11 protein-coding genes and 1 riboswitch are annotated in these 12325 nt (G+C 65.0%); of the genes, 4 read left to right on the forward strand and 7 right to left on the reverse strand.

From position 1 onward, the window contains the following. Positions 1-12: 12 nt before the first annotated feature. The 4 genes from ACIPV6_RS12575 to ACIPV6_RS12590 all read right to left on the reverse strand — a co-directional run bounded on the left by ACIPV6_RS12575 (position 13) and on the right by ACIPV6_RS12590 (position 4623). Complete coding sequence (locus tag ACIPV6_RS12575) at positions 13-495, reverse strand: carboxymuconolactone decarboxylase family protein (RefSeq protein WP_400271201.1); 483 nt, start codon at positions 493-495, stop codon at positions 13-15. A 126-nt stretch (positions 496-621) separates the two neighbouring features. Beyond that, entirely contained in the window at positions 622-1686 is a 1065-nt protein-coding gene (locus ACIPV6_RS12580; protein WP_400271202.1) for a PLP-dependent cysteine synthase family protein, read from the reverse strand. Next, positions 1680-3293 (reverse strand): aromatic amino acid ammonia-lyase, encoded by a 1614-nt coding sequence (locus ACIPV6_RS12585; protein WP_400271203.1) that lies wholly within the window; start codon positions 3291-3293, stop codon positions 1680-1682. Before ACIPV6_RS12585 ends, ACIPV6_RS12580 begins: the two co-directional genes overlap by 7 nt. 1 nt (position 3294) lies before the next feature. Beyond that, the gene (locus ACIPV6_RS12590) at positions 3295-4623 is read right to left on the reverse strand and encodes an NtaA/DmoA family FMN-dependent monooxygenase (RefSeq protein WP_400271204.1); all 1329 of its coding nucleotides are present in this window, start codon (positions 4621-4623) and stop codon (positions 3295-3297) included. Positions 4624-4745: 122 nt separating this feature from the next. On the opposite strand from ACIPV6_RS12590, the gene ACIPV6_RS12595 reads away from it, so the two are divergent. The 4 genes from ACIPV6_RS12595 to ACIPV6_RS12610 all read left to right on the forward strand — a co-directional run bounded on the left by ACIPV6_RS12595 (position 4746) and on the right by ACIPV6_RS12610 (position 8530). Continuing rightward, positions 4746-6437 (forward strand): SulP family inorganic anion transporter, encoded by a 1692-nt coding sequence (locus tag ACIPV6_RS12595; RefSeq protein WP_400271205.1) that lies wholly within the window; start codon positions 4746-4748, stop codon positions 6435-6437. A gap of 81 nt (positions 6438-6518) precedes the next feature. After that, a riboswitch (SAM riboswitch) is annotated at positions 6519-6632 on the forward strand. Positions 6633-6645: 13 nt separating this feature from the next. Then, positions 6646-6912 (forward strand): DUF1737 domain-containing protein, encoded by a 267-nt coding sequence (locus tag ACIPV6_RS12600; protein WP_400271206.1) that lies wholly within the window; start codon positions 6646-6648, stop codon positions 6910-6912. Beyond that, a complete protein-coding gene (locus tag ACIPV6_RS12605; RefSeq protein WP_400271207.1) occupies positions 6909-7319 on the forward strand; it encodes a rhodanese-like domain-containing protein in 411 nt (136 codons plus the stop codon). The genes ACIPV6_RS12600 and ACIPV6_RS12605 overlap by 4 nt, the downstream gene beginning before the upstream one ends. Positions 7320-7321: 2 nt before the next feature. Continuing rightward, positions 7322-8530, forward strand: coding sequence for an O-succinylhomoserine sulfhydrylase (locus tag ACIPV6_RS12610; protein ID WP_400271208.1), 1209 nt, complete (start codon positions 7322-7324; stop codon positions 8528-8530). An 85-nt stretch (positions 8531-8615) separates the two neighbouring features. On the opposite strand, the gene ACIPV6_RS12615 is transcribed toward ACIPV6_RS12610, so the two are convergent. The 3 genes from ACIPV6_RS12615 to ACIPV6_RS12625 form a co-directional block, all read right to left on the reverse strand. Further along, the gene (locus ACIPV6_RS12615) at positions 8616-9803 is read right to left on the reverse strand and encodes a glutamate--cysteine ligase (RefSeq protein ID WP_400271209.1); all 1188 of its coding nucleotides are present in this window, start codon (positions 9801-9803) and stop codon (positions 8616-8618) included. 139 nt (positions 9804-9942) lie between these two features. After that, positions 9943-11466: a UDP-N-acetylglucosamine 1-carboxyvinyltransferase gene (locus ACIPV6_RS12620; protein WP_400271210.1), complete on the reverse strand. Its 1524-nt coding sequence runs from the start codon at positions 11464-11466 to the stop codon at positions 9943-9945. 119 nt (positions 11467-11585) lie between these two features. Next, the gene (locus ACIPV6_RS12625) at positions 11586-12314 is read right to left on the reverse strand and encodes a siderophore-interacting protein (RefSeq protein ID WP_400271211.1); all 729 of its coding nucleotides are present in this window, start codon (positions 12312-12314) and stop codon (positions 11586-11588) included. Between the last annotated feature and the right edge of the window lie 11 nt (positions 12315-12325).

A 12325-nucleotide genomic window follows, 5' to 3' on the forward strand; every position in this document is an offset into this window, starting at 1 on the left:
AAGGCCCAGCCGCTACTTCTTGGCCGCCCTCACGGGGTGCTCGCTGAGGATGGAGAGCCGGTTGAAAGCATTGATGCCGATGGCTGCCATGCAGAGCACACTGATTTGCCCGTCCGAGTAGTGCTGGCGGGCCTCGGCGAACAGCTCTGCGCTGGGCCGGGATGAGCTCATCCGCGTAATCTGCTCGGCCATCTTCATGGCCACAACCTCGGAGGGCTCGAACAGTGGGACTTCCCTATACACGGCCACCAAGGACAGTCGCTGTTCCGTTTCGCCGTACTTCAAAGCCCGACGATGATGCAGGTCCAGGCAGAATGCGCAGCCGTTGATCTGCGAGCACAGGTAATTGATGAGTTCCAAGGTACGGCGTGGGATACCAATGCGGTCGGCTTCATCAACCAACTGCTGGGAGTACTGGGTGAGCGTCGCGTAAAGCTCGGGTTGTTGCTTGTCCAGATAGCCTGCAAGGCGCGGCGTTGTTTCCTGTTCGGGCATATGTGGAGCCTAACGCAGCGAGAGAGCATCCGCAGGAACGGGCGGTAAGGCGAGAGAGCGTCCGCAGGAACGGGCGGTAAGGCGAGAGAGCGTCGGCGGAAAGGGGGGATTTGGTGAGAGAGGGTCCTAGTCGCGGGGGTTGGGGGTGTCCGCGGCGAGGCGGATGTGGTTCTCGGCCAGCCACGACGGGTTGAACGCCTTGCTCAGGTAGTTCGTGCCGGCGTCGGGGGCTATGGCAACCACCACGGAGCCGCGCGGCGCCGCGCGCGCCACCCGCAAAGCGGCAGCCACGGTGAGCCCGGACGACGGCCCCAGGGACAGTCCTTCCTCGTCGAGGAGCCGGTGGACCACGGTGTACACCTCGTCGTTGGGAATGCGCAGGAAACGGTCCACGATGGAGCGGTCGAACGCCTTGGGCCACTCAGACTGCGGCCAGGAGTTACCCACGCCGTCCACCAGGATCTCTCCGGGGTGCCCGCCACTGTAAGCGGAGCCATAGGGGTCGGCGCCCACCACTTCAACATGCCCGCCCGGCCGGAAACGCGCCACTTGTTCCTTCAAATATCGGCCATTCCCGCTGATGGTCCCACCGGTACCAATGCCCGCGACGAAGTGCGTGATCAACCCACCGGTCTGGTCCCAGATCTCCGGCCCGGTGGATTCATAGTGAGCCAGCGGGTTGGCCGGGTTGTCGAACTGCATGGGCCGCCACGCGTCAGGGGTCTCGGCGGTGATCCGGGCAGCCACTGCCCGGGCGTTCTCCGGCGATTCCGAGGGCGCGTTCCAGTCAGTCAGGATCACGCGGGCGCCATAGTTGTGGAGTGCGGCGAGCTTCTCCTCGGAAATAGTGTCCCCGGTTACCACCACCACGGGATGTCCGGTCAGGTGTCCGATCAGTGCAAGGCCAATTCCCGTGTTGCCAGACGTACTCTCCACAATGGTGGCTCCGGGCCGCAGTTCACCGGATCTTTCGGCCGCCCGAACCATGCTCAACGCGGTGCGATCCTTGATGGATCCGCCGGGATTCTCCGACTCAAGCTTGACGTGGATGCTGCTGCCCAGGCCCCTGCCCAGCTTCTCCAACTTCACCAGCGGGGTATTTCCCACCTTTTCCAACACGGAGGCGTCGAGCCCGTCGGGCGCCTCCATTGCAGCATGCACCCCGTGCCTGCGGGCTGCCGTGGTCACCATGTTCCGCCTCCTTCCGCTGGGGCAACGTCCGTGTCCCGGAAGCTGCGCACCTGGTCTGGCCTCTGCCCCACCCGTACCTCCGCCACTGCCTCGCGCAGCCCACGCCATGCCCGTTCAACGAGTTCAGGCGCCGACGGCCGCTCCGCCAGCACATCAGCCAAGCGACCCACGACGGCGGCAGTCCCTTTCCCGAGCGGTTGCGCGGCTCCCGCTTCGAGCAGCAGGTATGACGCCGTCAGGGCTTCAATGGCCAGGAGTTTCTCCAAGGCGTCGAGTGACTTTTCGAGTTGCTGCAGGGCAAGTGGCGCGAGCGTCGAATGGTCTTCGACGTCGGCGGACAGGGTTGGCGCTCCAAGGGTGGCCGGAGCCGCGAGGAACTTGAGTTCGGCCAGCAGACCGGCCGCGGAGTACCACAGCAAGCCTGGAAGCTCTTCGTGTGCCAGCCCGGATCCGGCGGCCGCGGCGGCCAGGTGCTTGGCCCGGATGGAACGCTGCGGCGGGTACAGTTTGGCGATCCGGCGTTCGCTGGAGATCCCCACATGCGCCAAGGCCAGGCGAAGGCCTTCGAAGGACAAAGCAAGCTGCATCGGCTGGAAGTTCCCACCGGAGACCATCTGTCCGGACTCAATATCCACCAAGGGATTGTCACCGCGGCCGTTCAACTCCACGTCGAGCGCCGAGCGAAGCTGCGAAACCAGGGCCCGGAACGCCCCGTGGGTTTGCGGCGCGGCCCTGAAGGACAGGGCGTCCTGCACGGAGACCTCGGGACGGACGTCTTCCAACCACCCACCGGCCAAGAGCCGGCGGACAGCGGCGGCCGATTCGCGCTGCCCGTCCACCGCCTTGGCCGCCTGGATGACCGACGAAAAGGGACTCAGGTTCCCGCCGCCGTCGTACCTTGCGGTGGTTTCCAGGGACAGCGCAAGCCCGACGTCGGCAAGCTCCGCCAAGTGCTGCAGGCGCAACAGCGCGAGCGCTCCGGCTCCGACAGAGTAGCTGTTTGCGCTGACCAGGGCCAACGCCTCCCCCGCCGCGAGCGTGAGTGGCTGCAGCCCGGCGTCGGCGAGCGCCTTGGCGCCGGACATCAGGGTGCCGTCGGCGTCGAAGGCTTCGCCTTCACCGATGGCGACGGCGGCCACGGCGGCAAGCTGGGTCAGATCGGAAGAACCCACTGAGCCCTCGCTCGGGATCGCGGGATGCACCCCGCGGTTCAGGAGTTCGGCGTAAAAGCCGGCCGTTTCGGGACGGACGCCGGAACCGCCGCGGCTGAAACCGATGAGCCGGGCGAGGATGACGGCCCGGGCGGCGGCAAGGTCCAGATACGGGCCCACTCCGCTGTTGTGGTAGCGGACCACCTGCACTTGGTAGCTGAGGACGGACTCCTCCTCCACAACAGTGTCCCGCCCGGAACCCAGCAGGGTGTTGAGCCCGTAGACGCGTTGCCCGGATGCGGCCGTCCGTTCCACGACTTCCCGTGAACGGCCCATCAATGTCAACGCATCGTGGTTGAGTTTCACGTGAAACGCAGGATCAGAGGCGACATGGGCCAAGCGCTCGGGAGGCAGCGCGGCGGCCCCAATCACCAGTTCCTTGGGCTCGGGTGCCATGTCAGAAGTCCAGGAGGTTTTGGCGGAAGCCACCGTTGCCGTAACTGCTCCTCAACAGTCCGCGGCGCCGAAGCTCCGGCGTGAGTTTGTCCAGCACGGAGTGGACCGTCACCGGATCCACGAACCCGGAGAAGAGGAAACCGTCGCCGCCAACAGCTTCGCCGGTCTCTTCGAGGTAATCGGCGATCTCCGAGGCAGTGCCAATGATCGAGTCTCCCGCTCCCCCGCTGCGCGCTTGAAGGATCTGGCGCAACGTGGACCCTGGAGGGGCTGCCTTGGAGAAGTGTTCCAGTGTTCCTTGGTTGCTGTTGGTGCTCAGGGTGGGGAGGGGCTCGTCGAGGTCGAACTTCTTGAAGTCGATCACGGAGAGGTAGGAGATCGAGTTGAGTTGGCTGTCGATGTCCCGCTGCGTGAGCTCCCGGCGCTGCGTCCTCAGGTCCTCCGCCTCTGCCGTGGACCCCACCACGGTGGGCTTGAGGACGAAAAGGACCTTGACGTCGTCGGGATTCCTCCCGGCTTTCGATGCCTCGGCCCGGATGGAATCGCGGTAGGCCTTCATGCCGTCCACTCCGCGCGCCAAAGCGATCGCCACGTCCGCGTTTCCGCCGGCGAAGGCCTTGCCGCGGGGCGAGGCCCCGGCCTGCACCAGCACCGGTTCCTCCGGCAACGGCGCCGTGTTGAGCGGCCCACGAACCTTGAAGAAATCCCCCTGGTGGTTGATTGGGTGCACCTTGGTGTGGTCGGCAAAGACACCAGCAGAGACGTCCTCCAGCACAGCGCCGGGTTCCCAGCTCCGCCACAGCCGCCTGACGACGTCGACGAATTCCTCCGCCTTTTCATAACGGAGGTCGTGTTCGATCTGCTGGTCCAGCCCGTAGTTCTGGGCGGCAAGGTCGCTTCCCGAGGTCACCACGTTCCAGCCAAGCTGGCCTTCGGAGAAGTGCTGGAGCGTAGCCAGGAGGCGGGCAGCGGTGAAGGGAGGGTAGAAGGACGCGCTGACAGTGGGGACTATGCCCAAATGCTCCGTAGCAGAGAGCAGGTACGGGACCAGGGCCAGGGGGTCGTGCTTCGGCGCGAAGGACGCGTGGGCCAAGGACACCTCAGCCGTGCCGCCGTACGTATCCGGGACGGTGAGGGAATCCTCGATGATGAACAGGTCCAGCCCGGATCGCTCAAACGCCCTCACAGCCTCCTGGTACAGCGCGGGTTTCTTCCAGTCGTAGCCCAGGCCGTAGCCGGGAGTCCCCCAGCCCTGGACTCCGAATCCGTGGCCCACGAACCATCCAAAATGCAGCATGGGCTTGAGTGTAGAACTGCTGTGTCCGTTCACCGCGACCTGATTTCATGCGAAGTTACAGGGGGTCGTACTGCGTCAATTATGCTCCCGCGGCGTCACATTTTGGGGCCCTCCCCGGCCTTCCCCCGGCACGCCCCGTCCGGAATGATCTGTGTATGGGCGCCTCGGCCAACGTGCACTCAGCCATGAAGCGGCTCGGTGGTTTCCGGGCCCACAAGGGCTACAAACGCGAATGGATCCGCCACGATATCGTGGCGGGCGCGGCCCTGTTCGCGCTGTTGGTCCCCGCGGGCATGGCGTATGCGCAGGCAGCCGGGCTGCCGCCTGTCACCGGGCTCTATGCAACCGTCGTTCCCCTCCTCGTGTACGCCGTCGTGGGTCCTTCCCGCATCATGGTCCTCGGGCCCGACTCCGCCCTGGCGCCCCTTATCGCAGCGGCGGTGATCCCTTTGGCGGCCGGGAGCAGCGAAAGATCCGTGGCTCTGGCGGGACTTCTGGCGTTGCTGGTGGGAGCCATCATGTTGGCCGGCTCCGCAGTGAAACTGGGGACCATCACCGGCCTGCTCTCCAAGCCCATCCGGCTGGGGTACCTGAACGGGATCGCGCTGCTGGTGGCCCTCTCGCAGCTGCCGGCTTTCCTGGGGATAGAGGCCGACGGCGACATCTGGCAGAAGCTGGCACAGGTCACCTCCGCGGTAGTCACCGGAGGTGTCAACGTCCCCGCACTGCTGCTGGGGGTTGGTTCGCTGGCGCTCATTTGGATCCCGAAGCTCATGAAGTGGAAGGTGCCAGGGGTCTTGTTCGCCGTTGTGGGCTCATGCGTGGCTACGGCTGTGCTGGGCCTGGGTGGTGCCGTAAAGGTGGCCGGGGTCCTGCCGCAGGGAGTGCCGGCGCCCGCGCTGGTGGGCCTTGAATGGGCCGACGTCCTTATGCTGCTGCCGGCGGCGGCAGGCATTGCCCTCATGGCTTTTGCGGACACCGGCGTCCTGTCACAGTCGCTCGCAGCCAAGGAGGGCAAGCGGGTGTCCGGCAACAGGGAGATGGCAGCACTCGGAGCGGCCAATGCTGCCACCGGGCTGCTGGGCGGCTTTCCCATTTCCGGAAGTTCATCCAGGACCCCGGTAGCCGTGGATGCCGGCGCCAAGTCCCAGATGACCGGGGTGGTGGGCTCGGTGTTGGTACTGGCCTTTATGCTCCTGGCCCCGGGAGTCACCCAATACCTGCCCTCGGCGACGCTCGCCGCCGTCGTCATAGCGGCCGCCATAGCACTCGCGGATCCCTCCGGAGTCAAGCGGCTGCTTGTCCTAAGCCGCAGTGAGTCCGTGGTGATGCTCGCTGCGTTCCTGGGCGTCCTGACGCTGGGCGTCCTGCAGGGCATAGTGGTTGCGATCGCGTTGGCGTTGCTGGACTTCGTCCGCCGGGCGTGGGATCCGTACCGCGTGGAGCTCGGTGCCGAGAAAGGCCTTCCCGGCTACCACGACCTCGACCGGCACCCCGAAGGCCAGCGGATTCCGGGACTCCTCATCCTTCGCTTCGATGCTCCCCTTTTCTTTGGAAACGGCCAGGTACTGGCAACTTTCGTCCGGGAGGAACTCGGCGACGCACCCCAAGGCATCACCCACGTTGTCCTGGCGTCCGAACCCATCACCGGGATTGATACCACCGCCTTGGATGACCTTGTCACCTTGGATGAGTGGCTTGCGGTGAAGGGCGTCAACCTGGTCTTCGCCGAACTCAAGGGACCGGTCAAGGACAAACTCCTGCGCCTCGGCTCTGCGGCGCGGTTCACACCGGACCATTTCTTTCCCACCATCGGCGCTGCGGTCCGCTCGCTGCGGAGCGGGTGAGCCACGCCGGTTACGCAACATGACGACGGCGGCATCGTCACCAAATGCGGGGCCATGGCTGTGGATGTTACGTTTTTCTTGAGTAATGAGCACCAGCGTTAAGCCCTGACTTGCTGGTCGGCAACCCTCTCCCGCGGCGGGGTGCCTCAGGTGACTACTCGGCGTATTCGACACTTCGAACTGCAAGCGTGACTGAGGAGCACCACGAATGCCTGAAACTACTGAAGAAAAACTCTCGTACCGCCTGATCACAGGCCCCGACACCCGTGAATTCTGCGAACGGATCAGCAATGCCCTGGCTGAGGGCTACGTCCTGCACGGAAATCCCGCAGCGACGTTCAATGGCACTGACGTGATCGTTGCACAGGCCGTCATTTTGCCCGCTGCAGTGGCCAGTGCGGACGCGGCCGTGGCGAGCGCCGTGGACGAGTTGGACAACTACGAGGACGAGGAAGCATTCGAGGGCCACGCATGAGCTACGCAGGTGACCTGACCCCGCAGGACGCATGGGCAAAACTTGAAGACGGCGCCATCCTGGTGGACGTGCGCACCGAGGGCGAATGGGCCCACATCGGCATCCCGGACACCAAGGCCACGGAAAACGATCCCTTGTTCATCCAGTGGAACCTCGCCGGTGGCATCCCGAACTCGCGGTTCCTCGAGGACCTGCTGCAGCAGGCCCCAGAGGGCGACGGCGTGGAGCTCGTTTTCATCTGCCGCTCGGGCCAGCGCTCCATCTCAGCCGCGATCGCCGCCACCCAGGCCGGTTTCACTGCCTACAACGTCCTTGAAGGCTTCGAAGGCGAACCCGACCGTTACGGCGAACGAACCGTGAACGGCTGGAAGAACCGTGGCCTGCCTACGAACCTGGGGAACGACTAAAAGTGACTTTCAATCCTGACGCCGCCGGCTGGAGCCCAGACACCCAGGCCGTCCGCGGTGGCCTTGACCGTACCAACTTCCAGGAAACCGCAGAGCCGGTTTTCCTGAACTCCGGCTTCGTGTACGAATCCGCCGCGGCCGCCGAACGCGCCTTCACGGGCGAAGACGAGCGCTTCGTCTACTCGCGCTACGGCAACCCGACCGTGGCCACCTTCCAGGAGCGTTTGCGCCTCCTCGAAGGCACCGAAGCTTGCTTTGCGACGGCGTCCGGCATGTCCGCGGTCTTCACGGCCCTGGGTGCCCTGCTGGGTGCCGGCGACCGTGTGGTTGCCGCCCGCTCGCTGTTCGGCTCCTGCTTTGTGATCCTCAACGAGATCCTGCCACGCTGGGGTGTGGAGACCGTCTTCGTGGACGGTCCGGACCTGGACCAGTGGCGCGCTGCGCTCTCTGAACCCACAACCGCCGTCTTCTTCGAATCCCCGTCCAACCCGATGCAGGAGATCGTGGACATCGCGGCCGTCAGCGAACTGGCCCATGCCGCGGGGGCGACTGTCGTCGTCGACAATGTCTTCGCCACTCCCCTGTTGCAGCGCTGCGGCGACCTGGGCGCGGACGTTATCGTCTACTCCGGCACCAAACACATCGACGGCCAGGGGCGCGTCATGGGCGGGGCGATCCTGGGCACCAAGGAATACATCGACGGCCCCGTCAAGCAGCTCATGCGCCACACCGGGCCTTCCCTTTCCTCGTTCAACGCGTGGGTGCTCACCAAGGGCCTGGAGACCATCGGCCTGCGCGTGAACCACAGCTCGGCTTCCGCGCTGAAGATCGCCGAGTGGCTTGAGCAGCAGCCGGCCATCAGCTGGGTCAAGTACCCGCTGCTGAAGTCGCACCCGCAGTACGAGCTCGCCACCAAGCAGATGAAGGCCGGCGGAACCGTGCTCACGTTCGAGCTCTCTCCGTCCGGTGGCCGCACAGCCAAGGAAGCTGCATTCGCGCTCCTGGACGGGCTGGGCGTCATCGACATCTCCAACAACCTGGGCGACTCCAAGTCCCTCATCACCCACCCGGCCACCACCACGCACCGCGCCATGGGACCGGAGGGTCGCGCAGCGATCGGGTTGAGCGATGGTGTGGTCCGGTTGTCCGTAGGCCTTGAGGACGTGGACGATCTCATCCTGGATCTGGAGAAGGCCCTCAAACAGGTCTAACCTTCATGGACCGGCGAACCCCAGCCAACAGCGGGGCAGACGAAGCCTGCGAGGCCCTGGACGCGCTTGGCCACGCCTGCGCGCCCTAGAGCCGCCGGACTCTTGTGAGCACCGGCCCGGGTTCCTTGTGCGCGTCGGCTGAGGCTCCGCGCACGGTCACCCTGGCGGCATGCCCGACGGCGGCCGCGAGGGCTTCCGGGGTTGGCGGGCTCTCCGGGTGCCCCTGGTGCTTGCGGTTGAAACGCGTCACAGCCTCTCGTTGCTCGTGGGCACCGTTTCCGCGCTCCAGGATGTCCGCGATCCCGGCTTTGACCAGGCCCAGCTCGCCCTGATCGTCAAGGACCGGGCTCAGGTAGTCCACCAGGGCCCACACTACTTCGGCAGCCGGTTCGGGACGGAACTCCCCGAAGTCCAGCAGGTCTCCACGGAGGCCTACATTGCTGGCCTGCCAACTGGCCATGCGCAGCAGCGCCGTGGGCACCGAGGAGGGCTCAACGCCGTCGAGCATTTCCAAGGAGGCCGTTTCCACCAAAGCCCGCACCAGTACCGCAACCAGGGCCGCGTCCTCTGACCGAAGGCAGACGTCGGCCACCCGGACCTCGACTGTGGGGTGGTTCCGCGAGATACGCGCATCGAAGTAGATCATGCCTTCGTCAAGGAGCACGCCGGTGTCCAGCAACCGGTTCACCATTCGGCGATAGGCCGTCAACGAACCGAACACTGCGGACGGACCGGACGTGGGCCACCTGTTCCACGCCTGGATGCGGTAGCTGTCAAAGCCCGTGGGAAGGCCACGCCAGTAGGGAGAGTTTGCGCTCAGGGCCGTGAGGACCGCGAGCTTGTCGCGGATATGGTCCAGCACCACCACCCCTTCCTCCGGCGACTCAACCGAGGTGTGCACATGGAAGCCGCACGTCAATTGTTCATGGGCCGTCAACCCGAACCGCTCCAGCATCTCGGCGTAGCGGGGATCGGGCGTGGTGTGCGTCGCGGAGGCCAAGGGGGACGTGCCGAGGGCTGCTATGCGGGCGCCGTGTTTCCGGGCAGCTTCGCTGGCCATGGCACGGCCGCGCCGGATCTGGTGCAGGAGGTCTGCGTAGCTGTGGCACGGCCGCGTTTGGGTTTCGATCTGCTCGAGCTTGAGTTCGTAGCTGAGCCCGGTACTTGCTTGTTGCGGGTGGCTCCCATTGAGCAGTGCATCCGCGAGGGCCAACGGCTCGCCCGTCACGGGATCGACGATGAGCAGTTCTTCCTCAACCCCGAATGTCCGCATGCTCCATTTTGCGCTCCGCGCTCCGGCCGCGCACCCCTTCCCGCCGGTCGCACCAGGTAGACCTGGTGCGACCGGCGGAAACCGGCGCGGCCGGGCCGAGCCAAGGGAGCGAATGGCGCGAACGGGTGCGCCAGCCTGGCTAGTCCTGGAAGTACTCCACCTTCGCGCCAATGGTGTTCAATCGCTCGGCCAGGTCCTCGTAGCCGCGCTCGATCACGTAGATGTTCCGCAGCTCGGAGGTTCCACGGGCCGCGAGCATGGCCAGGAGCAGGCAAGCCGCCGGACGGAGGGCCGGCGGGCAGCCGATTTCCGCCGCACGCCACTTGGTGGGTCCATTGACGTAGATCCGGTGCGGGTCCAGGAGCTGCACCTGGGCGCCGAGCTTGTTGAGCTCCGTCAGGTAGATGGCGCGGTTCTCGTAGACCCAGTCGTGGATCATGGTCTGGCCTTCGGCGTTGCCAGCGATCACGGCGAAGAACGGGAGATTGTCGATGTTCAAGCCAGGGAACGGCATGGGGTGGATCTTGTCCTGGGGAGCCCGGAGTTCCGAAGGCTTGGTAGTCACATCCACCAAGCGGGTGCGGCCGTTGCGTGCCTTGTACTCGCCGGAGACCTCAAGCTTCTGGCCCATCTGCTCCAGCGTGGCGAGTTCGATCTCCATGAACTCGATCGGCACGCGGCGGATGGTCACCTCGGAGTTGGTGACGATGCCGGCGGTGATGAGGGACATGGCCTCGATGGGGTCTTCAGACGGGAAGTATTCAATGTCCACGTCAATGCTGGGACGGCCGGTGATCCGCAGCGTGGTGGTGCCGATGCCATCGATGCCTACGCCCAACCCCTGCAGGTAGAAGCACAGGTCCTGGACCATGTAGTTGGGGCTGGCGTTGCGGATCACGGTGGTGCCCTCGCGGTGCGCGGCGGCCATGATCGCGTTTTCCGTCACGGTGTCGCCACGTTCGGTCAGCACGAAGGAGCGGTGGTGCCCGTCAGCGGGAGGAGCGGCCACGGAGTAGAAACCGGACTTGGCCTCCACGGTCAGTCCGAATTCGCGCAATGCCTGCATGTGGGGTTCCACAGTACGGGTGCCAAGGTCGCAACCGCCGGCGTAGGGCAGTTGGTACTCGCTGGTTTCATCCAGGAGCGGGCCGAGGAGCATGATCACGCTGCGGGTGCGGCGGGCCGCGTCCACGTCCATCGATCCAAGATCCAGGACCTCGGGCCGGCGGATGCGGAGGTCGCTGCCGTTGAGCCAGGTGCATTCGACGCCGATGGACGTCAGCACTTCGACGATGCGGTTGACCTCTTCGATCCGGGCCAGGCGCCGGAGCGTAGTGGTGCCACGGTTGATGAGGCTGGCACAGAGCAGGGCGACGCCTGCGTTCTTGCTGCTGTTGACGTCCACTTCCCCGGAGAGGGTGCGGCCGCCTTCAACCCGGAGGTGCGTCATTTGGGGCCGGCCCACTTTGACGATGGACCGGCCAAAGATTGCTTCGAGTCGTTCGATCATCCGGAGGCTCAGGTTTTGCCTGCCTTGTTCCATGCGAGCAATGGCGCTCTGGCTGGTTCCCAGCTCAGAAGCGAGTTGTCCTTGCGTCCAGCCCTTTTCACTGCGGGCGTTGCGGAGCAGGAGGCCTACGTGTTCTGGCGTAGCTTGCGTCATACCCAAGAAATATCACAAATGATCTATAAGAGCCGATCAAAACGCCGATTCAAGGACAAACATCACACCGTACCCGGACTGTGCGATATAGAAGCACGACGGCGGAACTCACCAAAGCGTCAGGCCCGCCAGTATCCCAGCGCGTCGATGCGGCGCTTGTCCACGCCCAGAACCTTGCGCAGGTGTTTCACGATTGCCCGCGTGCTGGAGGCTTCGCACGCAATCCAGAAGAAATCGTCCTCGAGCGAGACACTGTCGTGCGAGAGCGCCGAGCAAACTTCCGCAACCAGGGACGCGCCGTCGCCCTTGCGCGGAACCCAGGTGACCACGTCGGAACCGGACGTGCGAACCTCAAGCGAGGGGTCGGCGTCGTGCTGGTACTCAAGCCACAGCGTCGCGGGCGCGGTGACGCCGGACGCGGGGCGCGCGTCGAGCAACGAATTGATCGCAGGGATGGAGGCCGGATCGCCCACAACCCAGAGGTGCCGCGGGGCGGGCGGAAAGTCAAAAGCACTCCCCTGGACGGTGGCCTCGATGGTGGTTCCCGGCTGGACAGTGCGTGCCCAGTCGGCGGCAATGCCATCATGCATGGCGAAGTCCATGCTGAAGGTCCCGGCGCGGGCGTCAGGGTTGACCAAGGTGTATGCACGCTGATGGCCCTTGCCGGCGTCGTCGAACCAGAGGCGGATCCACATGGTGGGGTGGGGTTCGCTGTCGATCAGCAACCCGCCGTCCCGGACGTGGATGCGCAGGAAATCCGGTGAGATTTCCTCCCTGCCCGTGACTTCCAGCGTGAAGTCCTTGGCGCCCATCACTTTGAGGACCACGCCTTCCCAACTGCGCTTCACGCAACACTCCT

The organism is Paenarthrobacter sp. NPDC089988, from assembly GCF_044748465.1.
Lineage (GTDB): Bacteria > Actinomycetota > Actinomycetes > Actinomycetales > Micrococcaceae > Arthrobacter.

What these genes read in the sequence shown, in the direction of transcription:
- ACIPV6_RS12580 (WP_400271202.1), bottom strand. Translation starts at nt 1,686, where the DNA reads ATGGTGACCACGGCAGCCCGCAGGCACGGGGTGCATGCTGCAATGGAG.
- ACIPV6_RS12615 (WP_400271209.1), bottom strand. Translation starts at nt 9,803, where the DNA reads ATGCGGACATTCGGGGTTGAGGAAGAACTGCTCATCGTCGATCCCGTG.
- ACIPV6_RS12575 (WP_400271201.1), bottom strand. Translation starts at nt 495, where the DNA reads ATGCCCGAACAGGAAACAACGCCGCGCCTTGCAGGCTATCTGGACAAG.
- ACIPV6_RS12620 (WP_400271210.1), bottom strand. Translation starts at nt 11,466, where the DNA reads ATGACGCAAGCTACGCCAGAACACGTAGGCCTCCTGCTCCGCAACGCC.
- ACIPV6_RS12595 (WP_400271205.1), top strand. Translation starts at nt 4,746, where the DNA reads ATGGGCGCCTCGGCCAACGTGCACTCAGCCATGAAGCGGCTCGGTGGT.
- ACIPV6_RS12605 (WP_400271207.1), top strand. Translation starts at nt 6,909, where the DNA reads ATGAGCTACGCAGGTGACCTGACCCCGCAGGACGCATGGGCAAAACTT.
- ACIPV6_RS12600 (WP_400271206.1), top strand. Translation starts at nt 6,646, where the DNA reads ATGCCTGAAACTACTGAAGAAAAACTCTCGTACCGCCTGATCACAGGC.
- ACIPV6_RS12585 (WP_400271203.1), bottom strand. Translation starts at nt 3,293, where the DNA reads ATGGCACCCGAGCCCAAGGAACTGGTGATTGGGGCCGCCGCGCTGCCT.